The following is a 23,392-nucleotide window of genomic DNA, read 5'->3' on the forward strand; positions in this document are numbered from 1 at the left end:
ATTGCTTATATATAAAATTATAATTATTTGAATTATAATTTATTGCTCTCTCTTAAATCATTCATAAAGTAGATGAAATTTCAGTCTGGATTTTTTGTTATGCATACTTTTACTGGCTCCTTATTGGCAACGTTTATATATGGATTTTTAATGTTTTCTTACAATAGATTTAAAGGTAAGAAATGGAGTATAAAAATGGAAATATTATCAACAATTAGGTTTTTTATACTATATTATGCTGCAAATTTATTAATTGAATATACGGGAATTTTAAAATAATATAGAATTACGTTATTATCAGCATTTTATTATTTATCATAATTTATACATTTTACAAATTATATTTGATTTTTTTGCTAAATAGCATGCATCATCAGATGATTAAAGTAGTAACTCACATCCCAAAAGTTGGCTTTTTCCAGAATAAGATGGTTGTAGCGCAGGCTCTTATGCTCAAACAGTAGGCACAGGCGGTCTCGTGGGAGCCCCTTTATTAGGAGGAGGGGCTGGGTGCAGTAGCTGGTCTACCTAGAGTAGTAGGAGGCGGATTATTAGGAGCTGCTATCGGTTTGATAGATAAGTACAATCAATGCCATCCGTAAAGTGGAAGAACACTGTTTCTAATTTATTTAGAAAATAACGATAAAGATATTTCTGAGATCAGTGATATCGTAAACATACTTTAAAGCTATGGCTAAACTGATTTCAGGGATATTTTTGTTTAAGACAATAGATATTTTATTTTGGATTTTTTTGTTATGAATAATTTTACTGGCGCCTTATTGGTAACGTTTATATATGGATTTTCAATTTTTTTTACAATAGATCTAAAGGTAAGAACTGGAGTATAAAAAGGAAAATATTATCAACAATTATGTTTTTTATATTATATTATTTTGGAATTTTATTAGTTAAATATATGGGAATTTTATAAAGATTGTTTATATATAAAATTATATTTAATTAAGTTAAGTTTATTATTTGAATTATACTCTATTGCTCTCTCTCTTAAATCATTCATAAAGTAGATGAAATTTCAGTCTGGATTTTTTGTTATGCATACTTTTACTAGCTCCTTAATGACAGCAATTGGATTTGGACTTTGCATGTTTTTTTACAATAGATTTAAAGGTAAGAAATGGAGTATAAAAAGGACAATATTAACAACAATTAGGTTTTTTATATTATATTATGCTGCAAATTTATTAATTGAATATATGGGAATTTTAAAATAATATAAAATCAAGTTGTTATATTATTTTAAAAATATAATTATAAGGTGTTATTTGTAGAGTTATTTATAAAAAATAAGTTATTATTTTTATATAATATTAAACTTTAAAAAATATTTACTGATTACAGTTAGACAGAGACTTTAATATTATTATCAATATTTCTGTTTTTTATTTCCTATTTTTTTAATCTTTTTCATTATTTCAAGCATGGGTTGTTTTGAGATTATTATCTTTTGTATAAGGATTATCAATTTATAGTTTTTGAAAAGTGATTGTTTGCTTATGTATCATGATTTATTGAAAAATAGGCAACTTTTATGAAATAAAATGCCTTATTTCTCTTAGATTGTTATTCATCGTCTTGTGAGAGAGGAAGTGAGGCGATTTCTGTATCAAGGGCATCCATAAAATCGATAATAAAAGCAGCATTTGTCCCCAAATCTCTTGGCAAATAACGAGAAGCAGAACGCATATCAACAAAAGTTGTATCCCCTTCATCAGTTAAGCGTATCACGATATCCGAAATAAAACCAAGGTAAAAAGTTTTAGCTCTCGTTTCAATATAAAGCGCATTTTCTTCACCTTTAAACTCTCGTTGAGCCACAACAGGCCAATCATAGGCTGCTAAAACATTGAGAACAGATTCGCGAATACGATCAGGTGAGCCATCATAACGGCGCCCCGATATTTCTGGCCATTGTGACATCTGTAATGTTTCTTGTTCAGTCAAAACACTTTTGAGCGGTAAAGCATCGCTAGGACGTATTGTGCGAAAAAAAGCCGGCGGTTTTTGTGTATCGGTAGAAACGTCGTAAAGAGCCGGTAAGGTAAACCAAAGTCCCAAAAAGAGCATCAGTGGTGTAGCCGTTATCAACGAATAAATGATCCCTTTTAAAGCTTTCATTCCGCCTAGAGCACCATAGACCCACAAACTATGAAGTGCTTTAATAGCCAGAAAAAGAGAAATAATTACACAGCCAGTAGAGATACCTATCAAAATTATGAAATCGGTTACGTTAATGACCGAAAAACGTTGTAAAATGACTGAAAATAATAAAATAAAGAACGACAATCCGCCAAATCGAGGGGACCATACTGCTGCTCTTGAAACGAACCGAACATATCTCTTCTTCATGAAGTTTTTTCCCCTCAATTGTAAACTATAAGCCAAGTTTTTTCAGAGTGCCTATCGTACAAAAAGCTTCTGCTTATAAGAGAAAAATAAAGCACTTATTTTTGAGGTCAAGGATGCGTAATGTCTTATAAGTTTCCAGCGATTATTTTCGCACTTTATTGAAGGTAAACAGTATTTCTTCTATAGTTTATCATGTCATTGATGCGAATTTTATGGGAATGTTTGTAAATAAAAAGAAATAAACTCAAATAACAAGTTTTACAATTGTTAGCAGCATATTTTTTTAGAGCTTTACTCTTGATTTTTCTCTTCTGATTGCGGGGAGTTTTTTCTGTCAGATAATGCGTATCAAATAGGATATGATGATGTGCAATAGAGATTTCATTATATCTCAATAAAAAATTGAGGGATTTATAATCAGATAAATTTGAATTCGAATATTTGATTAATAGAGAAAAAAGATAACCATTTTGATAGGCTTCATGTATTTTGTATAGAAAGTAAGGTATTGTACAAATGAGAGCTTAGTCCGTTTTTATTCATAAAATATACGGCAGGTCGCAGATGAAAGAAAAGCTTCACTTTCTTTTTTCGCAAGGGAAGAAGGGACAAAAGTACGTAAAATAACAAACCCTTCATTCAAATTTTTAGCAACCAAAACTGAATTGGTATTTTTTTTAGGTTTTGATTTTTTGAGTTCTATGATTTGTATTGGTTTTCCAATGATAAGATCGAGTGTATTATCAGGGGCTGTTCGGTCATTAAGGCTATAGAAAATAATTCCGTCGTGTGTGTAGGCTGCTAGTGACCAAAATTGTCGTGTTTTCAAAGCTTTTAAATGAACAGGTCCATTTTCAAGGTTAAATCTACAGACTTTAAGAAGAAAGAGTGGATCAGCAGATTGCTGAATAGGGTTATCGAGCGTAAAATCGACAAATTGATAAGGGGCTCCGGATTTTTTAAGTGTTGTCCATATATTATCTTGTGCCCAATAGGGGATCAGAAAGAGAACGCAAATATGAACAATAATAGCGCCAATGATTGCAAGAAGTGCGATATAAATAAATCTAGTCACAATTTATTTGTCCTGATGGGATTTGTTCTATTGATGGCATTGTAAGCTTTTGTAATGCCGTTGCAGAGATGATTGAGGTATCGTATAAGGTAAGAATAAGCCCGAATTCTTTTTGACTAACTGTTGCAAGCCAATTGCCGGTTTGCGGTGTGGGTGAAATATTAATGCGCAATGAGCCATTATGCTCATAAATAATAGCGTTCGTGTGGAGTTCAAAAGGTATTTCTTTGGATGAAGTATAGGGTTTTAGGGATTTGTCAGCTGTATAAAGGGTAAAAAGACGGGTTTGAGGGATGGTGCCTTTGAGTAAATAATGACAGTGGGGGTGGAGTGGACGCCCTTGATTATCTTGCCAAATCTGGAATTGAATACCTTCAGTTCGTCCCAGTGAAACAATGCCTTGTTTAGCGGTGCGGGCGCGGGTATAAGGATCCATATTGGCGGTTCCCATTTGGGGATAAGCACTCCATTTTCCAATTCTAAAGAGTCCAAAATGAGGAAAGGAATTGAGCACATAATCGACACTCAGTGTTCCACATAAAATGGAAAAAGCGAAGATAAAAAAGAAAATGGTGATATTAAAAAACATCAGTGAATATCTTGAATTCAAAATGTTGAATCTCCAGTTGTTTTCATTTTCAAAGAAATTGCAGATGTTTTTTTCAGATCTTTGTTAATCAATCGCACGATATTTAATGTTTCAGGAGAAAGCGTAGAGGGTATTGGAGGAGGAACTTCAGAATCTGCATGGGAAGAAAGTACTGGAGGCTGATAAGGAAGGAGAGAATCTTTAACACCATAGAGCTGTTTGAGCATGATATTTTGATGTGCAGCAAGCATGATGCGATGCCATATCATGGCAGGAACGCCACCCCCAAAAGCACGATTCATCGGTGAAAAGTTATCATTTCCCATCCATACCGCTCCTGTATAATTGCCTGTAAAGCCAACAAACCAAGCATCACGATAAGATTGTGATGTTCCAGTTTTCCCAGCGACGAGAGTCATGGGTAGAGCAGCACGCTTACCAGATCCTCGTGTCGTGACACCCACCATCATTTGGTTCATATAAGCTGTTGATTGTTCACTCAGAACTCGGTGTAGTTTTTTTCCGTTATGTTCGAAATCCCACACGACACGACCATCAATTGTTTTGATTTGCGTAAACCCATGACGATTACCAGCTATCCCGCCATTCGCAAAGACATTAAAGCCAGTTGCTTGATCCATGGGGGTCATGTTGGAAGTGCCCAGAACCATCGTTTTGTGTGATAAAATATGCGCGTTAATCCCCATATTCTTGATGAGATCTATGATAGGTTGGGTATCGCGGTGAAGATATTGATAGGTGAGATACACAGGGACTGTATTAATAGAAAAAGCTAAAGCTGTTGCTAAATCAATTTTCCCCAAATAACGGCCAGAATTATTTTTTGGTGTCCAACCTCCCCAATTGATAGGAGCATCTAAAACGATTGTCGAGGGAGACAGTCCGTGTTCTAGTGCGGTTGCGTAAACATAAGGTTTGAATGAAGAACCAGTTTGCCGTCCGCCTTGTGTTGCTCTGTTAAATTGACTCTTTTTATAATCTTGTCCTCCAACAATTGCGCATACGGCACCGTTATTATCGAGTATAACGGTGGCAGCTTGGGTTACGCGATATTGTTGACCATACTGATGTAAATGATATGCAATTGATTCTTCTGCTGCTTTTTGAATATTCGGATCAAGGGTCGTTTGAATAATTAAACTATGGCTTGGAAGTTGATTACGCATTTTTTTGACTTCCTCGAATGCCCAATCAAGAAAATAATCTGGCTGATTATTTTCTCTTTGGGGAAGTGCCTTAGCAGGGTGGCGATGCGCATTGATAATTTGGCTCTTCGTCATAAAGCCACTATTAACAAGATTAGAAAGGACGATATTGGCACGTGTTTGAGCTGCAAAGAGATGACTATGAGGAGCATATTTTGTTGGAGCTTTAAAGAGTCCTGCTAACATAGCAGATTCACTTAAAGAGACATGACGTATGTTTTTTCCAAAATAAAATTTTGCCGCTGCGGCAATACCAAAATTGTTTCCTCCCATATAGGCTCGGTCAAGGTAAAGTTGTAAAATCTGCTTTTTGCTAAAATTTGCTTCTAGCCAAAGAGCAAGATAAGCTTCTTTGATTTTACGTGTTATGGTTCTTTCGTTTGTTAAAAATAAATTTTTAGCCAATTGTTGTGTGAGAGTTGAACCACCTTGCACCACACCTTTAGCTTGCATATTTTGTGAAATTGCCCGTGTAAGTCCTTGAAAATCAATGCCCCAATGATCAAAAAAACGACGGTCTTCTGTAGCGAGAACCGCTTTAATGACAGTGTCAGGCATTTCTTCAACGGGGACAGAGATTGCCGGCAGTGCACCACGGTGCCCAATGGAATTTCCATAGCGATCTAGAAAAAGAATGGAAAAGTTTTTAGGAGAAGACCAATCTGTTTTGGTCAGTTCAAAAACAGAAATACCCAAAATAGTGAAAAGAGTAAATCCCATCAACCCTAATGTCAGTATTTCATCGAGAACTTCAACGATAAAACGTTTCCATCCTTGAAGATGAAAATTTTGTGAGACGATTTTTGCCTTTTTCCAGAAAAAACTGTTAGCAGAATGAATGTGATAAAGCGCTGTGTCTAATCGTGCGTCTAATTCAATGAGAGCAGGACTATGGAATGGCTTACGGTGTTGCCCTTTCTTTTTTTTAAAAAAATCAAACATTTAAAGAGAGCCTATGGCAAAGCAATACAACCAAACAAATCTACAATAATTATATGGAGTAGAAGTATTTTTTTTCTATAGTTCTAACAGAGAAAGAATTTGTTTTAGAATTATTCATTTTTTGTAAGATAGTATATTAATATTTTATTATTTTATTGAATAAATTTTATTCTCATTATTAAAAATATTTTTTTGATTTTTTAAAAATTTGGAGTAATGTTAATATGTTATTCTGTAAGATAGAGGATAAATTATTTCCATTTGTGATTTTTTAATCGACCAAAAAAACCATTATTTCTTTTATCCTTTATCAAGGAAGAGAAGAGATGGGTTATTGAAATATTTATGATGAAAAAAAAATTCTTATTCGTAATAATAGCAGCTTTTTTAGAAGCAGATTCTGTTCTAGCTTCTGGGTGTGCTGAAGTAGGTAAGAAGGCTGCCGCGCAAGAGAGCGGGGTTCTCGTCCGTTCAAAACCGGTTGTTCAGGATGGAAAGGACATGTGTGCAATTGTAGTTGTTGTACCAGCCCGTAATGGTGAAAAGTTACGTCGTGTTGAGTTTTTTGTTCCTGCTGATTAGTCTTTAGCAGATGGTGTTGTGATGCGTATCTTAATCGTTGAAGATGATCGGAATCTTCACCATCAATTAGCAGAAGCTGTAAGACGTGCAGGATATGTTTCCGATAGTGCTTTCGATGGTGAAGAGGCTTATTTTTTAGGGAGCACAGAGTCTTACGACGCGGTGATACTTGATATAGGTTTACCGCAGATTGATGGTATTAGTGTTGTTGAAAAGTGGCGTCAAGAAGGGCTCTCCATGCCTGTTTTAATGCTAACGGCGCGAGACCGTTGGTCTGATAAGGTGCACGGTATTGATGCTGGAGCTGACGATTATGTTGTGAAGCCATTTCATTTGGAGGAGGTGATGGCGCGCTTGCGAGCATTAATTCGTCGCACTACGGGACATGCGACAAGTGCATTATGTTGCGGAAATGTTTTGTTGGATACAAAGACGTCTCGTGTTTTTGTGGATGGTCAATTGATTAAACTAACATCTTATGAATTCAGACTGCTTTCGTATCTCATGCATCATTGTGACAGGGTCATTTCAAGAACAGAGCTTACTGAACATCTTTATGATCAGGATTTTGATAAGGATTCGAATACGGTGGAAGTCTTTGTAGGTCGGTTACGGAAAAAGCTTGGAGTGAATTTGATTGAAACTATTCGAGGAATGGGATATCGCGTGAGAACGCGAGGTGATTAATGAATGTTTTTGAAGAGAATAATTGGTATAGGAGGTTCTTTTTTGTAATTACTCGATCTCTCAGTTTACGTGTTATGATCTTATCAACATTATGGGTTGTTATTTCTCTTTTATCGATTTCTGCAGTAAGTATTTTATTTTATAAGCGTTCGACTGAACAAAGCCTAGAGCGTATCCTTTCTGCTCAACTCTACAGTCTTATTGCAACAGTGACGGTGTCATCGGAAGGTACTTTGATAGGAGGGGCTGGGATTGATGATATTCGTTATTCTGATCCAACAACAGGATGGTATTGGGAAGTTGTTGCGATATCCCATAATTTAAAAGGAAGATTGACATCTCCCTCATTGGGAACAGGCGAGATATTTACACCAAGTGATGTTGATATACCTTTTGACAATAAATTCTTTCGCTCTTATCGGATAACGGGGAACAATGGTCAAAAGCTACAAGTGATTGAGAGTGATGTTGTTCTTGATAATAAAAATCATATTGCACGTTTTCGGCTTGTTGGGAATATCGATGAAGCTCATGCCCAGGTAAAGGAATTTAAGCGAACTTTGCAAATTTTTCTTTGGAGTTTCGGTATCGGGAGTGTTCTTATTAATATTGCTATTATTTTCTTTAGTTTTCAACCGTTGAAGCTTATTCGACGTGCATTGAATGATATTCGCGAAGGAAGAGTTCATTATGTGAATACGGATTTAGTAAGCGAAGTGATGCCGCTTGTACAAGAGATGAATGCTCTCATTAATAATAATCAGCGTATTATCGAGCGATTTCGCACACAGGTTGGTAATCTCGCGCATTCATTGAAGACGCCTCTATCCGTGATTATGAATGAGACAGATAAGATGCGCGGAGAAAAGGCTAGTTTGTTGAGAGAGCAAACGCAAATAATGCAAGCTCAAATCAATCATTATCTTCAGCGTGCGCGGATTGCAGCACAATGCGATAGTGTTGTCTATCATACGTCTGTTCGCAGTGTGCTTGAACGCTTGGTACGGGTTATGAAAAAGCTTAATCCTGAAAAACAAATTCAATTTATTATGGATGTTGATGATATTGTTTTTTCTGGAGAGAAGGAAGATTTAGAAGAAATTATAGGGAATTTGATTGAAAATGCTACTCAGTGGTCTCGCGCAAAGGTTTTGATCTCTTGTTGTTTAGAAGAAAATGCTGAAGAAACAGAATATTTTAGTATCTTTGTAGAAGATGATGGTCCTGGTTTAACAGAAGACAAAATTGATGAAGCATTAAAAAGAGGGCGGCGGTTTAATGAAAGTAAACTAGGGTCAGGCTTAGGGTTAGCAATTGTTTCAGATATGGTCAGTGAATATGGTGGCAATCTCTTTTTATCACGTTCTGATTTGGGTGGGTTGTATGCAAAAGTTTTATTACCTAAGATGGGAGAATAACATATTTTCTCCTTAAGCAAGAAATGTCTATAAAGTTTGTAAAGCAGTATTTTCAGATAATACATCAAAGAGTAGGGAAACATTGTTTTTAGTTTCTTTGTTTAATTGATGTATATAATAGATTTTATAATATTCTCCATGAAAAAATGAATTTTTATTAATTCACATCACTTTTCTCATGAAGAGGATAAAATGTAAGCGAGTTATTCTCTGTTCGTATTGGAAAAAAACGATATGCTCTTATTAATTTTTGCAGCATTTTTTCTGATTTTTCTGGCAAGTGTTCTTTTTCTTTCACTACGTTTTGACGATGAGATAAAAAAAGAATGGAAAGTTCAAACCGTGGATGGTTACAGAAGCCATAAGCGTATGATTGAGTTTAACAAGCTTTATATGCATTATAAAAAAAGAAATATTCTTAAGGCTTTAAGTATCTTATTTGTTCTCCTTATGACATGGAATATTTATGGGCTGACAGGCAATCCAGAAGTGAAAAGTTATTTTTTTAGCGAATTAATGGATAAGGATCCTCAAACTCTTAGTAAGCAAGAAAAGCTTATTCGTTTACAAGTGCTTTTTTTCCGTGCACCTCATGATGGCAAGCTAGCAGATGCGTTAGCGGTAGGGTATCTCGAAGAAAGCCTTTTTCAAGAAGCAGTGAATACTTATTTAGATGCACTTCGTTTGAATGGAGAAACAGCTCCAAGGCTTGTAGGATACGGTTTAGCATTGGTTGGTTATGAAGGGGGAGTGATAACGCAAGAAGCGCAAAATGCTTTTCAAAAAGCAGCAGATTTAGCGCCAACAGATTTTTATCCACGTTTATTGTTGGCCGATGCATTGCATCAAGCAGGAAAAACTGCGCAGGCAGTACAATTTTTACAAAGCTTTCTTGATACAATGCCTGAAAATTTTTCAGGACAATCACGTGTTAAAAAAATGATGATTCAGTTACGTGATTTATCGAGTGAGCATACAAAGAAAAGAAATCTTGCACCTATGTAGAAGATGTGCAAAGCTCTTAAAAAATAAAATATTGATACTTAATTATAACGTATTTAAAATTTTTTCGCAGAGTGTCTATGAACAGTCAATCTTTAAAGAATTCTGCCTCATGGAAGGTTATTTTAGAGCAGCGAAAAAAAAAGCGCTTACTGATCATATTATTATGTTGTTTGGTTATGACAATTGCAGCAAGTCTCATAGTGTATGCAATGCGTCATGCGGTCAGTTTTTTTAGAATGCCCTCTGAAATTACAAGAGAAGATATTTTAACGGAGCGCCCTTTGCGTTTGGGTGGCTTTGTTGAAAAGGGAACTGTTCAATATGTTGGAGAGAGAGGCGTTGTTTTTTTTGTAACGGATAACAAAAAACATGAAAAAGTAGTTTTCAATGGTGCCTTACCGGATCTTTTTCGTGAAGGTCAGGGGGTGATCGTAGAAGGGCATTTCGATAAACAGGGCTTTTTTATAGGGATGCGTATTTTAGCAAAACATGATGAAACTTATATGCCTAAAGAAACAGCTGATCGTTTGAAAAAACATTACATTATGGAGAAATAATTCGATTGTGCTTGTCGAACTGGGTCATATTTTTTTAGCTGCAGCATTTTCAGTAAGCTTATTAGGGGCATTTTTACCTGCTTTAGGTTTTTGGTGGAGAGAGCGTTTGTTAATGCAAACAGTTGTTCCTCTAACATATATTACTTTTACATTACTGCTTTTATCTTTTTTAGTGATAATTTATGCTTATGTCGTATCTGATTTTTCTGTTTTGAACGTTGTTGAGAATTCTCATTCAGAAAAACCGATGCTCTATAAAATTACAGGTGTTTGGGGCAACCACGAAGGCTCTATGTTGTTATGGGTTTTAAGTCTTGCTTTTTTTAGCGCATTGATGGCTTTTTTTAGCCAACATTTGCCAGAAGATTTTAAGACGCTTGTTTTAATTTGCCAAAGTTGGATTACAACTGCTTTTCTTTTATTTATTCTTTTTGTATCCAATCCATTTTTACGTGTAAATCCACCAGCATTGCAGGGAAATGGTCTCAATCCTCTTTTACAAGATATCGCATTAGCAATTCATCCACCGCTACTTTATTTAGGTTATGTCGGTTTTTCACTTTGTTTTTCTTTTGCCGTTGCGGCATTGATTATGGGACATGTTGATAGAATTTGGGCGCGTGGGATTCGTCCGTGGCTTTTACTTGCTTGGTGTTTTTTGACATTGGGTATTATGGTTGGCTCTTATTGGGCTTATTATGAGCTAGGATGGGGGGGGTATTGGTTTTGGGATCCTGTTGAAAATGTTTCGTTTATGCCGTGGCTTTCAGGAACGGCTCTTTTACATTCTGCTCTTGTTCTCGAAAAACGAGAAATATTGAAAAGTTGGACTCTGTTTTTAGCGCTGCTTACTTTTTCCCTTTCTCTGATGGGAACTTTTCTTGTGCGTTCTGGGCTTTTAGTTTCTGTTCATAGTTTTGCTGTTGATCCAGCACGCGGGCAAGCAATTCTTGCTCTTTTATTTTTTTTTACGGGAGCTGCTTTTCTTCTTTTTGCTTTGCGTACCCCTATTTTAAAAACAGAAAGATTTTTTCAACCAATTTCACGTGAAGGGTTTATTGTTTTAAATAACTTGTTACTGACAACAATAACAGCAACAGTATTGATTGGTACGCTTTATCCTTATTTTATTGAGATATTAACAGGGCAAAAAATTTCTGTAGGGGCTGCTTTTTTTAATCTTACCTGTGGACCGCTAATGGTTTTGCTGTTGTTGTTTGTTCCATTTGGGACAATGATGGCATGGAAACGCGGTGATTTTCTTGCAGTTTTTGAACGCTTGTGGTTTGTTTTTGTATTGGTTGGTATCGTCTGTTTTATAATATTCTATGCGACATCTGTGCGTGATATTTTTGCAGTTTTAGGGATTGGGCTTTCAGCGTTTGTTTTTTTAGGCAGTTTAGCGGATCTATGGGGAAAGAGTGGATATGGTAAGAGAGCTTTTTCAGTACGCGTTAAGAGATTTCTTGGATTGCCATGGTCTACTTTTGGTGCAGCAATAGCACATATGGGATTAGGCGTTACATTATTTGGTATTGTTTGCGTGGCAAGTTTTGGGCAAGAACGTATTTTAATCATGAACGTAGGGGATAGGGTGACGATAGCGGATAAAACGCTTCATTTTGATGCAGTGCATGATGGTGTTGGTTCGAATTATTCGACAATGGAATTTTATTTTAAAATATATGAAAATAAAAACATTGTGGGTCATGTAACAGCCTCAAAGCGATTTTATTCAAGCCAAAATACATCAACAACAGAAGTTGGTCTTAAAAATCGTGGCTTATCGCAGCTATATATTATACCGGGACATATCGATAATCGGGGTCTCGTTGTGCACGTATGGTGGAAGCCTTATGTAATATGTATTTGGTTAGGGGCATTCATGATGGCTATGGGGGGATGTCTTTCTCTTCTGGGGTATTGGTTTCGCATTGGCATGTACAATAGGGTAGTGCTTGCTTTAAATTTTTGGAAAAGACATTGAGATGAAAAAAATTCTTTGGATTGTATTTTTTTTAATTGCAACGTTTCCTTTTCGATTAGCAATAGCAGTAGAGCCGGATGAGATTTTAAAGGATAAGATTCTTGAAGCGCGAGCACGCCATATTTCATCGCATTTACGTTGTCCGGTTTGTCAAAATCAATCAATTGATGATTCAGATGCTGCTTTAGCACGTGATTTACGGCTTTTAATTCGGGAAAGGCTAAAAATGGGCTATAGTAATCAGCAAGTCACTGACTTTCTTGTTGAGCGATATGGTGAATTTATTCTCTTGAAACCACCATTGAATAAGATAACTTGGTTTTTATGGTTCTCGCCTTTGATCATTATTATCATTGGCATAAGTATCATATTTTTCCACTTCAAACGGAATAATCATGCGTTATGTGAATGAAAAAGAACAGTCAAAAATGTCATTGCATTAAAAAAAATGTTACATAAAAGAAAAAATCAGATCATCTGCAATGAGCAGACAATCTTATTGTAATTATATTAGGGAATACTGAAACCTTACAAAACTTTAATAATTTAGACAGAAAATGGTAAGGTCTGGTATTTTATAAGTGATCGGAATTGAAATAAAGGTATGATTGAATAGGAGCATAGAATAAATGGTTAAAAAGGCTTTCTTTAAAACATTTGTCGCAGTGAGTTTTTCTGCGATATTGGAAAGTGCACTGTTTTTTAGTGGATGTACATCAAGCTTGTGGATGACAAAGGCTCATGCAAGTTCTGTATTTACTTCGTTAATGCAACAACAGGGATTTGCCGATATTGTTGCTCAAGTGAAACCAGCCGTTGTGGCAGTACAAGTAAAGAGCAATAAAAAGAAAGAAGATAGGTTCTTTAGCAACTTTTTTAGTGGTCCAGGACTTGATCAATTACCAGATCAGCATCCTTTAAAAAGATTTTTTAAAGAGTTTTATGATTTTGATAAACCTAAAAATAAATTTCCGCACCAATCGCAGAGACTCCGTCCTGTTGCTTTTGGATCGGGTTTTTTTATTTCATCTGATGGTTACATTGTGACCAATGATCATGTGATTTCTGACGGAACAAGTTATACTGTTGTTCTTGATGATGGTACAGAATTGAACGCAAAGCTCATTGGGAAAGACCCAAAAACCGACCTTGCCGTATTAAAAGTGAATGATAAAAGAAAATTTTCTTATGTTGATTTTGGTGATGATTCAAAGCTTCGTGTTGGGGATTGGGTTGTTGCCATTGGGAATCCATTTGGTCTTGGTGGAACTGTGACAGCAGGTATTGTTTCTGCACGTGGACGTGATATTGGCACTGGTGTGTACGATGATTTTATTCAGATTGATGCTGCTGTTAATAGAGGAAACTCTGGTGGTCCAACGTTTGATCTTAATGGAAAGGTTGTTGGGGTTAATACAGCAATTTTTTCTCCTTCTGGAGGAAATGTTGGGATTGCTTTTGCTATTCCAGCAGCGACTGTAAAACAGGTTGTACAACAACTTATTGAAAAAGGTTCAGTTCAACGTGGTTGGTTAGGTGTTCAGATTCAGCCGGTAACAAAGGAGATTTCCGATTCAATAGGATTGAAAGAAGCCAAAGGTGCTTTGGTTACTGATCCGTTAAAAGGACCGGCAGAAAAGGCTGGTATTAAAGCGGGTGATGTAATTATTTCAGTGAATAATGAAAAAGTTGCTGATGCGCGTGAGCTGGCGAAACGTATTGCAAATATTAAACCAGGAGAAATGGTAACCATAGGGATTTGGAGATCAGGTAAGGAGGAGAGTATAAAGGTTAAACTCGCTTCAATGTCTGAAGATGAAAGTAAGAAAGAGACTTCAAAATATTCAAATGGACAGAGTGATTTAGATGAAACATTGGAAGATTATGGTTTGATTGTTATGCCTTCTGATGATGGTGTAGGGGTTGTCGTAACGGATGTCGATACCGATTCAGATGCTGCAGATAAAGGGATACGCCCTGGTGATATCATTGTGACAGTAAATAATAAACCAGTTAAACGAGTCTCTGATATTATTAACACAATCAAAAATGCTCAGCAGTTAGGACGAAAGGCTATACTCTTACAAGTGCGAACAAATGATCAAAATCGTTTTGTTGCTCTTCCAATTTTCAAAAAATAAGGCTTTAGTTGTAGGACAAATGTTTATTAAACATTTGTCCTACAACATAATAAAATAATGGAGATACGTTTTATGAAGATACTCGTTATTGAAGATGATCATGAGACGGGGCATTATCTCGAAAAAGCATTTTTGGAAGTAGGGCATTCTGTTGATGTTGCTTATGATGGGGATACGGGATATGCTTTAGCAACCACGGAAAATTATGACGTTATGGTTGTTGACCGAATGCTTTTGCATCGTGATGGTCTTTCTATTATTGCTGAATTGCGCGCTAAAGGCAATGAAACACCGGTTCTTATTCTGTCTGCTTTAGGGCAAGTTAATGATCGTGTAACGGGGCTGCGTGCAGGGGGAGATGATTATTTGACAAAGCCTTATGCTTTTTCTGAACTTCTTGCGCGTGTTGAAGTTTTACAACGGCGGAAAAATCCTAAAGAAGCAGAAACTGTTTACTGTGTAGGTAATCTTGAGCTTGATCGGTTAGCACATACGGTAAAACGAGGTGATAGAAACATTCTATTGCAACCACGAGAGTTTCGTTTACTTGAATATTTGATGCGTTATGCGGGGCAGGTTGTTACACGCACTATGCTTTTGGAAAACGTTTGGAATTACCATTTTGATCCACAAACGAATGTCATTGATGTCCATATCTCTCGTTTGAGAGCCAAAATTGAAAAAGATTTTGATGTTCCCCTTCTCCATACAGTGCGTGGAGCTGGATATATGCTGAAAGTACCAGATAACAAAGCATGAATCGTTTGATTAATATAATGCGCACGACGGCGCTAAGGCTTTCAGCACTTTACATTTTATTGTTTGGATTGGTGGCAACAGGACTTTCTATTTATATGACGGCATTTTCTGCTTCATTGTTAACAGAGCAAACTGAACAGGCTTTACATGAAGAATTAAAATATATTGAAAATGCTTATAATTATGGGGGATTATCCTTATTAATGCGCACTATTGATTATCGTTCAAGACAACCAGGAGCATTTCTTTATCTTGTTACAGATTCTATGGGGCGTATTTTAGCTGGAAATGTAGCACGTATTGAATTAGGTCTTTTGAATCAGAGTGGTTTTATTTCTACCTCTTTTTTGTATTCCCGTTTTGGAGAACATGGCAAAACAAGTGAACATCGCGCTTTGGCAGTTATTGTTGATTTACCTAATGCTATGAAGATTCTTATAGGACGTGATTTGGATGAGCCAGAACGTTTTGCTGTTGTTATTCGCAAAGCTGTGATCATTGCACTTGCTGCAATGGTTGGAGGCGCTTTACTCATATGGTTTTTTGTTGGCAGGAGAGCTTTACAAAGGATTGATCATGTAACGGCTGCATCACAGCGCTTGATGGATGGTGATTTCAGTGGGCGTTTACCTGTTTCTGGAGTAGGGGATGAGTTTGATCGATTGTCAACCAATCTTAATGTTATGTTAGACCGCATTGAAGAGTTAAATATTGGTTTACGTCAAGTATCAGATAATATTGCTCATGATCTGAAAACGCCGTTAACGCGTCTTAGAAATCGCGCTGAAGAAGCGCTTTCAGGAAATAAGACAAAGCTTGAATATCGTCAGGTCCTTGATAGGGTTATTGCAGAATCAGATCAACTTATTTGTACGTTCAATGCGATTTTAATGATTTCACGTATTGAGGCCAGCAGTGCAATTGAACATCTTGAAATGATTAATATGAAACTGATCCTTGAGGATGCTGTTGAGCTTTACGAACCTTTTGCTGAAGAGTCAGGTGTTTTACTTCAGTTGGGAGATATATTTGATAAAGAGCTAAAATTGAATCGTGAGCTTGTTGCGCAATCAATTTTTAATCTTATAGATAATGCAATTAAATATGCGCCTAAAGGTGGAAGGCAAGCGAAGGTTTGCTTATCAATGGAATATCGTGATGAACATTTATTAGTTGTTGTGAGCGATAATGGACCAGGAATAGCAGAGGATAAACGTGAAAAAGTGACAGAACGATTTGTTCGTCTTGAAGAAAGCCGCACACAACCTGGGTTTGGGATTGGTTTAAGTATAGCAAAAGCGGTTATGAAGCTTCACGGGGGTGAATTGTTACTTGAAAATGCAAATCCAGGGCTTAGGGCTATTTTGTTATTTCCTTAAAGATATTTTTCTTCACTTTTCATACGTAACAACTATTTTAAAAGTATAAAGCAATAGAAAGGAAAGCAAAATGCTTTTCAAGGGAGCAGAGACGAAACAAGCTTTTTTAAAAACACAGCTTCTCCCTTTATGTCCTCTCGATAAAAGTGGTTCCCAATGGTTAAAAGACATGGAAGAACAAGCAAGGAAAGAAGGTTTAGAATCGCTTGTTTCCATCATTTCAGAGAGTGGAACGCAGATTGATTTTATCAGTTCGGTTATGACCTTATCTCCTTTTTTGCGTGAGGTTTTAATTGCCAACCCATCATATCTTAGTGCTTTATTAAATGTTGATATAGAAACAAAGCTGAGCGAAATTATAGATGATATTACAGCTATTGATGAGGATGAAGCTATAAATGAAACTTCATTGATGGCTGCTTTAAGGCGCAAAAAACGAGAAGCGCATGTTCTTATTGCTTTAGCTGATTTGGGTGGTGTTTTTACTTACGAAGTTTCATGTGCTTGGTTGACACGTTTGGGCGAAGCAGCATTAAGTGTAGCACTACGTTTTCTATTAAGAGAAGCGCATGATCATGGTAAGATCAATTTATTAAGCCGTGAGAATCCAGAAAAAGACTGTGGTTTAATTATTTTAGGGATGGGAAAGTTAGGAGCAGGGGAACTTAATTATTCTTCTGATATTGATCTTATTGTTTTCATTGATGAAACATCACCTCATATTGGTAATCTTTCTGAAAGTGTTGACGTATTTTCTAAAATGGTACGCCGATTAATCCGTATCATTCAAGAACGCACTGCGGAAGGATATGTTTTTCGTCTTGATTTTCGTCTTCGTCCAGATCCAGGTTCAACCCCTTTGGCCTTACCAGTAAGGACTGCATTGCGTTATTACGAAGGGCGTGGGCAAAATTGGGAACGAGCAGCCATGATTAAAGCACGTCCAGTTGCTGGTGATAAGAGGGCAGGTTTTAACTTTCTCAAAGAGCTTTTTCCCTATGTGTGGCGGAAATATTTAGATTATGCTGCTATTGCTGATATTCATTCGATCAAACGTCAAATTCATGCGCATAAAAATTACGGTCAAATTGCAGCTTATGGGCATAATATAAAGTTAGGTCGTGGTGGTATTCGTGAGATTGAGTTTTTTGTTCAGACACAGCAGCTCATTGCTGGTGGACGTTTTCCTCAATTACGTGGACGTCAGACAGTTGCAATGTTAGCAGAACTTCACACGCTTGGTTGGATCAGTGAGAAAACGAGAAATAGCCTTATAAAAAGTTATGCATTTCTTCGAAATGTGGAACATCGTATTCAAATGCTTTTCGATGAACAAACACATCTTCTTCCAAATGATACAGCTCAATTCACGAGTGTTGCCTATTTAATGGGTTATCAAGACAGGAGCAGTTTTATCCGTGATTTATTAAAAACACTTCAGGTTGTTGAAAAACATTATGCTGCACTGTTTGAGAATGAGCAAGAACTTGGTTTAGAAATTGGTAATTTAGTTTTTACCGGTGAAGAAGATGATCCGGAGACATTAATAACGTTAAGCCGTTTAGGCTTCGAAAGAGCAAGTGATATTTGTCGTATTATGCGCACGCTCCATTTTGGTCGTTATAAAGCAACGCAATCAGCCGAAGCACGCGAGAGATTAACGGAATTAACACCAGCTCTTTTGAAAGCTTTTGGTGGGACAAAACGAGCTGATGAGGCGATGTTGCGTTTTGATGGTTTTTTACAGGGCTTACCTTCAGGAATTCAGCTTTTTAGTCTTTTGCAGTCTAATCCCTCTCTTTTGGATATGCTTGTCCTTATTATGGGTGCTGCTCCACGTCTTGCAGAAATTATTACACGCAGATCCCATGTTTTTGATGGAATGTTAGATCCGAATATTCTTTCAGAATTACCGACCAAAACGTACTTAGAAAAACGGCTTGAATATTTTCTTGAAAATGTTCTTTCTTATGAGGAAATTCTTGACCATTTAAGGATTTTTGCAGATGAACAACGTTTTTTGATTGGTATTCGAATTTTAAACGGTACAATTACAGGAGAAAGAGCGGGTTTTGCTTTTACTGCGCTTGCTGATCTTATGATTACAAAAACATTTGCTACTGTTCAAGAGGAATTTTCTCGTCTTCATGGTCGTATTAAAGGGGGGCGTGTTGGCATATTGGGTATGGGGAAGCTTGGAAGTCGCGAATTAACAGCAGATTCCGATGTTGACCTCGTTTTGCTTTATGAACACGATGATGATGCAGAAATATCTGATGGAGAAAAGCCTCTTTATATCTCTCAATATTATACGCGTTTAGCACAACGCCTCGTTTCTGCTTTATCCACTCTTACAAGCCAAGGTATTCTTTATGTCGTTGATTTAAGGTTACGGCCATTAGGCAATAAAGGACCTATTGCTGTTTCTTTTCCATTTTTTAAAAAGTATTATCGCCAAGAAGCATGGATATGGGAATATCTTGCTTTAACAAGGGCTCGAGGCATTGCAGGAGACCCTGATTTTTTACAAAAGCTAGAAAATGAAGTGTGTGCAATTATTGCTATTTCTCGTGATAAGAAGGAAGTTGCAAAAGAAGTATGTGAAATGCGTGCCTTGATTGCAAAAGAAAAGCCGCCAAAAAATCAATGGGATTTAAAAACGATGTCTGGTGGCATTATGGATTTGGAGTTTATTGCTCAATTTTCTCTTATTACGCATGTCATTGAGTTTCAAATTGGAGCGACGACAGCGGATATTTTAGATCACTTACCAAACAGTTTTCTTAATCAGTCATGTATTGCTGATTTACATTATGCCTATCGTCTTTATACAAATTTGAGTCAAATTATACGGCTTTGCTTAAATGATTCTCTTGATCCCAATGACATGCCACCTGGATTAAGTGACCTTTTGTTGAATAGTGTTGGGGAACCTGATTTGCTTCGTGTGGAAAAATTAATTGCAGAAACTGGGCAATTGGTCTGTTCAGTTTTTACAAAAATCATGAAATATTAAAATAATTCTATAAGAATAAATAAAAATTATTAATTCCATTTTTATATATTAATTTTTGTCTTTCATTTCATAGACGCTTGAGAGGGTTAGAGTGAAGTTCTCTACTGTTTTTTCAAGTGTGATGAAAAAATTCTCCATTCTAGGTATCATTCTTTATACAAAAAGCGGTGAGTGATTAATTTAGTGAATCATATTTTTTATGAGCGGTATCTCATTTTTTCAAAAAATTGACATTATAATTATTTATATAATTCTAGGTAATAATGATCAATATGAAGCTATAAAAGCTACTATAGATTAATAGCTTCTGGAAATTATAAATAATATTTAAGCTTTATTTAAAACTAATTTTAATTTTTTAACTGTGTCATTTTTGCTATAGATTTTTTCAAAAAATTGTGAAACGATTTATCATTATTTATGTATCACATTAGCTTTTAGGGGAGCAATTATGATTACAAAGTATTTAGCCTCAACATCTATATTTTCTTTAATTTCAATTTCTGTAGTACAGGCGTCGGATATCGTTATTCCTGAACAACCTGTTCCTGTTATTCCAGCACCTGCTTTGTCTTGGACAGGATTTTATCTTGGAGGACAGATTGGTAACTTTTCAGGTAAAACAACTGCAAGTTATTTAAAACATGAGACAGGGATATGGAATCCAATTGGAAAGGAGAATTTACCTAAACTTTCTGGTTTTATCGGGGGAGTTTATGCAGGTTCCAATATTGATATCGATAATAGTTTTATTATAGGTATTGATACAGATATTATGTGGTTTGGTAAAAAGAATTCTAAAGATGTCAATCTACCGAAAAAAAGTTCAACTGAAGAAACACCAAAACTTGTAGAAAAAACAAGTCTAACAAGAGATTTGCATGAGGAGGATTCGACAACACCTATTAAAGCTGTACGTCATACTTTAAAACAAAAATGGGCTGGTGCTACACGGGTGAGAGTTGGTTTTGCGATTGAGCGTATGATGCCTTATATTTCTGGAGGGATTGCTTATACGCAGCTTCAGAATATTTTTGCGGCAGTAGCTGATAGCAAAAATGGAGAAGTTGATTTTTCTGATTGGTTGCATGATGAAAAAAAGACCATGATTGGTTATACCCTTGGAGGTGGTATTGATTTTGCAATGACTGATAATATTATTGTACGTGCAGAATATCGTTATTCAGATTTTGGCAAAAAGAAGTTCATACAGGATAAATTTGAAATGGGCTACAAGACAAATGATTTTCGTGTGGGTGTAGCTTATAAATTTTAATTTTTTGCAGAATTAAACACTTCAAAAGTCTCATTTTCGAATGAGGCTTTTATTTTTCAGATATGTTCTAGTAAATATCCTTTACTCAAAAGAGCTACTATTTTATTCGAACAATACTTTGATTTGTAAACATAAATTACTTTTTGTCATGTTGAGTGAGAGACCCAAGTGTCATAAGATTTTCTCATTTTAAACCTATACCATATTGAACCGATCAAAACCATGTCTTTTGCACGTCAAAAAGAGGGGGCGTCGTGAGATAAAAACATTAAAGAAAGAATAAAAATGCTTCTTATGAACCATTTTAAGTGCTAAAGGCTGTCGCTACATTAGGGGGTGGCAAAGTGTGAGATTTTGATACTAGCTTGCTTTTCCATAAACGTGAAGATGGTGTTGCTAAATGGACTTAACATTACATCATTCATAGGTACCGTCGGGAAATGGGTTTGGGTGCTTTAAAAGATGCTTTTTTAAACCAACATGTGAATTGGCAAGCTAATGGCATTTTATTTTATTTGAAAGATTTTTCATACAATCAACTTTTCTGTTTTGCGGTATCGTAAAATATTTTATTTAATAACAAAAAGCTCGCAAAAAAATTCTAAAGAACGTAAAATTACATCCGCAATATAATTCAATAATAAAATAATTATAAAGAGTATTATAAAGTGATTTATAGGAAAAAATAGAGAGAAAATTAGGAATTTATTGAGACATAAAAAACATTATTACCTATGTCTGTTATCGAAATATAATCTATTATTTTCCTAATTTTTTAATGTACGATAATAAATTTCGAGTGAAATAGTAATGGATCATTTCAAATCTATTTACGATAAATCAATCAACATCATTTGTTTATGAATCACAAGTAGGTTGGGTTATTTAAATTATATACTTTAGTTATTATTTGGCTTTTTTAGCCATTGATTTTCAGGTATAGAAGCTGAATGAGCTTCTCTATTATTCTATAAAATATCATCATTGTAATAATATAAGGATTTTAGGCATTAGATGCTTTTGGAGGAGTGGATGATGAAATTCAAAGCAGGGTTTATGTGTAGAGCTTTGTGAAGTAAATCACATGCGCAATTAGCAGCTGGAACCCGTGAGACAAGAATCCGAATTATTTATAAATCAGATGTGGTAGAATTTTCGTCCTTTAGAGCGGGAAGGAAGAAAACCGATAAGTTTGTAAAAAGCTAGTCACATAAGTGGGGCAGCAGATGGAACTGTCTGAGAAAAATTGATCTATTGACAGAGAAGGTGAAACTTTATCTTTTAAGGAGAAAAAGGGAAATAAGAATTATGATTTCCAAAGGGATGTGAAATAAAAATGTTTTTATTTTTGGTTGTTTGGGCAACTATGAAGGTGTTTAAAGATTAATTTTTTCAGTACATGCAATCTCGTTTTTGGGGTTGATAATGCTATAACGTTGTAATTGGCAATGCCATTGATTTTGTAAGCGTTCAATGGAAAATAAATTAAAGCCTGCGGGCGGTTTTTTATCACCAAAAGCTTGTGATGCGGAAGGAACACCAACAATAGGAATTTTTTTAATTGGTCCTTCAATGTAATTCAATGTGGGTAAATGAGTATGTCCGTGAAGAATAAGCTCACAACCGTGGTATTTGATAATGTCTAGAAAACGTTTTATATCCCGTAGTTTTTTATGCCAAGACGTTGCCTTTGGAAAGGGGGGGTGGTGAATCATGACGACACGAAAAAGGTTGCGCTGTGCTGCTTCCTTTAAAAAGAGCGGTAAAGTTTGCGCTTGCATTTTACCAAAATAGCCAGAAGCTTGAAAAGGCAATGTCGCAATGGCTGAAGAAGCTGCTATGATGGCAACATCTTTGCGAATGCGCATATAAGGAAAGGCACTTTTTTGAGGGATGTCACCTGTAATCCAAGGTTTAAAGAGAGTGCATGCTTTTTGTAAAGCGCCCCGGACATAGGCATCGTGATTTCCAAATGTCAAAGAAATATCTTGAGGTTTTCCTAGGTTAAGTAGCCAACGATGAGCTTGTACAAATTCTTTATCGAGAGCAAGATTTACAAGATCACCAGAGATCACAAGGTGATCAGGTTTTGTTTTGTTCAAGGCATCTATTAAAGTTTCTAGGACATCTGTTGCCATCTGACTCTTACGTTTTTTTTGCCAGTTCAGATAACCGGTAAGACGTTTCCCAGAAAGTTCAAAAAGGGAAGGTTGCGGGAGAGGGGAAAGATGTACATCCGATATATGGGCAAGATAAAACATAAAAGCTCGTAAAGTATTAAAAACGATTTAAAGAATAAACATAAGATAAGTTAGTGCTTAAAGGCAAGAAAGATTGTAAAATGAAAATTAGCTTGCAAAAAAGAATGTCTCAAGCGGAATGT

Annotated in this window: 17 protein-coding genes; 12 read left to right on the forward strand and 5 right to left on the reverse strand. The window is 35.9% G+C overall.

What is annotated here, in order from left to right; all coding sequences use genetic code 11:
* Window positions 1-1,584: 1,584 nt before the first annotated feature.
* The 4 genes from ACFINY_RS00275 to ACFINY_RS00290 form a co-directional block, all read right to left on the reverse strand.
* The gene (locus tag ACFINY_RS00275) at window positions 1,585-2,370 is read right to left on the reverse strand and encodes a DUF1499 domain-containing protein (RefSeq protein ID WP_375611153.1); all 786 of its coding nucleotides are present in this window, start codon (window positions 2,368-2,370) and stop codon (window positions 1,585-1,587) included.
* Between the two features lie 535 nt (window positions 2,371-2,905).
* Entirely contained in the window at window positions 2,906-3,445 is a 540-nt protein-coding gene (locus tag ACFINY_RS00280) for a hypothetical protein (RefSeq protein WP_375611154.1), read from the reverse strand.
* Window positions 3,438-4,034, reverse strand: a complete 597-nt coding sequence (locus tag ACFINY_RS00285; protein ID WP_375700749.1) for a DUF1214 domain-containing protein — start codon at window positions 4,032-4,034, stop codon at window positions 3,438-3,440. Before ACFINY_RS00285 ends, ACFINY_RS00280 begins: the two co-directional genes overlap by 8 nt.
* A gap of 17 nt (window positions 4,035-4,051) precedes the next feature.
* Entirely contained in the window at window positions 4,052-6,202 is a 2,151-nt protein-coding gene (locus ACFINY_RS00290) for a transglycosylase domain-containing protein (protein WP_375700750.1), read from the reverse strand.
* A gap of 345 nt (window positions 6,203-6,547) precedes the next feature.
* On the opposite strand from ACFINY_RS00290, the gene ACFINY_RS00295 reads away from it, so the two are divergent.
* From ACFINY_RS00295 to ACFINY_RS00350, 12 genes are all read left to right on the forward strand, one after another.
* Complete coding sequence (locus ACFINY_RS00295) at window positions 6,548-6,784, forward strand: hypothetical protein (RefSeq protein WP_375622279.1); 237 nt, start codon at window positions 6,548-6,550, stop codon at window positions 6,782-6,784.
* A gap of 21 nt (window positions 6,785-6,805) precedes the next feature.
* The gene (locus tag ACFINY_RS00300; protein WP_375611293.1) at window positions 6,806-7,471 is read left to right on the forward strand and encodes a response regulator transcription factor; all 666 of its coding nucleotides are present in this window, start codon (window positions 6,806-6,808) and stop codon (window positions 7,469-7,471) included.
* Entirely contained in the window at window positions 7,471-8,889 is a 1,419-nt protein-coding gene (locus tag ACFINY_RS00305) for an ATP-binding protein (RefSeq protein ID WP_375611158.1), read from the forward strand. Before ACFINY_RS00300 ends, ACFINY_RS00305 begins: the two co-directional genes overlap by 1 nt.
* 234 nt (window positions 8,890-9,123) lie before the next feature.
* On the forward strand, window positions 9,124-9,894 hold the full coding sequence (locus tag ACFINY_RS00310; protein WP_375611159.1) for a tetratricopeptide repeat protein: 771 nt from the start codon (window positions 9,124-9,126) through the stop codon (window positions 9,892-9,894).
* A 77-nt stretch (window positions 9,895-9,971) separates the two neighbouring features.
* Window positions 9,972-10,451: a cytochrome c maturation protein CcmE gene (gene ccmE, locus ACFINY_RS00315; RefSeq protein WP_375611160.1), complete on the forward strand. Its 480-nt coding sequence runs from the start codon at window positions 9,972-9,974 to the stop codon at window positions 10,449-10,451.
* A 7-nt stretch (window positions 10,452-10,458) separates the two neighbouring features.
* Window positions 10,459-12,438: a heme lyase CcmF/NrfE family subunit gene (locus tag ACFINY_RS00320; RefSeq protein WP_375611161.1), complete on the forward strand. Its 1,980-nt coding sequence runs from the start codon at window positions 10,459-10,461 to the stop codon at window positions 12,436-12,438.
* 1 nt (window position 12,439) lies between these two features.
* Window positions 12,440-12,850 (forward strand): cytochrome c-type biogenesis protein CcmH, encoded by a 411-nt coding sequence (locus tag ACFINY_RS00325; protein WP_375622274.1) that lies wholly within the window; start codon window positions 12,440-12,442, stop codon window positions 12,848-12,850.
* 217 nt (window positions 12,851-13,067) lie between these two features.
* Entirely contained in the window at window positions 13,068-14,579 is a 1,512-nt protein-coding gene (locus tag ACFINY_RS00330; RefSeq protein WP_375611163.1) for a Do family serine endopeptidase, read from the forward strand.
* 72 nt (window positions 14,580-14,651) lie between these two features.
* Window positions 14,652-15,338 (forward strand): response regulator transcription factor, encoded by a 687-nt coding sequence (locus ACFINY_RS00335; protein ID WP_273791552.1) that lies wholly within the window; start codon window positions 14,652-14,654, stop codon window positions 15,336-15,338.
* Complete coding sequence (locus tag ACFINY_RS00340) at window positions 15,335-16,717, forward strand: ATP-binding protein (protein WP_375611164.1); 1,383 nt, start codon at window positions 15,335-15,337, stop codon at window positions 16,715-16,717. The genes ACFINY_RS00335 and ACFINY_RS00340 overlap by 4 nt, the downstream gene beginning before the upstream one ends.
* Window positions 16,718-16,787: 70 nt before the next feature.
* A complete protein-coding gene (locus tag ACFINY_RS00345; RefSeq protein WP_375700751.1) occupies window positions 16,788-19,733 on the forward strand; it encodes a bifunctional [glutamine synthetase] adenylyltransferase/[glutamine synthetase]-adenylyl-L-tyrosine phosphorylase in 2,946 nt (981 codons plus the stop codon).
* A gap of 451 nt (window positions 19,734-20,184) precedes the next feature.
* Complete coding sequence (locus tag ACFINY_RS00350) at window positions 20,185-21,009, forward strand: outer membrane protein (protein ID WP_375611166.1); 825 nt, start codon at window positions 20,185-20,187, stop codon at window positions 21,007-21,009.
* A 1,376-nt stretch (window positions 21,010-22,385) separates the two neighbouring features.
* Here ACFINY_RS00350 and ACFINY_RS00355 read toward each other — a convergent pair.
* A complete protein-coding gene (locus ACFINY_RS00355; RefSeq protein ID WP_375612992.1) occupies window positions 22,386-23,270 on the reverse strand; it encodes a metallophosphoesterase family protein in 885 nt (294 codons plus the stop codon).
* Between the last annotated feature and the right edge of the window lie 122 nt (window positions 23,271-23,392).

The sequence above is a fragment of the Bartonella sp. AA23NXGY genome (genome assembly GCF_042197165.1).
In the GTDB taxonomy this organism is placed as follows: Bacteria; Pseudomonadota; Alphaproteobacteria; order Rhizobiales; family Rhizobiaceae; genus Bartonella.

Coding starts and splice junctions, on each gene's coding strand:
- ACFINY_RS00275 (WP_375611153.1), bottom strand. CDS start 2,370: ATGAAGAAGAGATATGTTCGGTTCGTTTCAAGAGCAGCAGTATGGTCC.
- ACFINY_RS00285 (WP_375700749.1), bottom strand. CDS start 4,034: ATGTTTTTTAATATCACCATTTTCTTTTTTATCTTCGCTTTTTCCATT.
- ACFINY_RS00290 (WP_375700750.1), bottom strand. CDS start 6,202: ATGTTTGATTTTTTTAAAAAAAAGAAAGGGCAACACCGTAAGCCATTC.
- ACFINY_RS00295 (WP_375622279.1), top strand. CDS start 6,548: ATGATGAAAAAAAAATTCTTATTCGTAATAATAGCAGCTTTTTTAGAA.
- ACFINY_RS00300 (WP_375611293.1), top strand. CDS start 6,806: ATGCGTATCTTAATCGTTGAAGATGATCGGAATCTTCACCATCAATTA.
- ACFINY_RS00305 (WP_375611158.1), top strand. CDS start 7,471: ATGAATGTTTTTGAAGAGAATAATTGGTATAGGAGGTTCTTTTTTGTA.
- ACFINY_RS00310 (WP_375611159.1), top strand. CDS start 9,124: ATGCTCTTATTAATTTTTGCAGCATTTTTTCTGATTTTTCTGGCAAGT.
- ccmE (WP_375611160.1), top strand. CDS start 9,972: ATGAACAGTCAATCTTTAAAGAATTCTGCCTCATGGAAGGTTATTTTA.
- ACFINY_RS00325 (WP_375622274.1), top strand. CDS start 12,440: ATGAAAAAAATTCTTTGGATTGTATTTTTTTTAATTGCAACGTTTCCT.
- ACFINY_RS00330 (WP_375611163.1), top strand. CDS start 13,068: ATGGTTAAAAAGGCTTTCTTTAAAACATTTGTCGCAGTGAGTTTTTCT.
- ACFINY_RS00335 (WP_273791552.1), top strand. CDS start 14,652: ATGAAGATACTCGTTATTGAAGATGATCATGAGACGGGGCATTATCTC.
- ACFINY_RS00340 (WP_375611164.1), top strand. CDS start 15,335: ATGAATCGTTTGATTAATATAATGCGCACGACGGCGCTAAGGCTTTCA.
- ACFINY_RS00345 (WP_375700751.1), top strand. CDS start 16,788: ATGCTTTTCAAGGGAGCAGAGACGAAACAAGCTTTTTTAAAAACACAG.
- ACFINY_RS00350 (WP_375611166.1), top strand. CDS start 20,185: ATGATTACAAAGTATTTAGCCTCAACATCTATATTTTCTTTAATTTCA.
- ACFINY_RS00355 (WP_375612992.1), bottom strand. CDS start 23,270: ATGTTTTATCTTGCCCATATATCGGATGTACATCTTTCCCCTCTCCCG.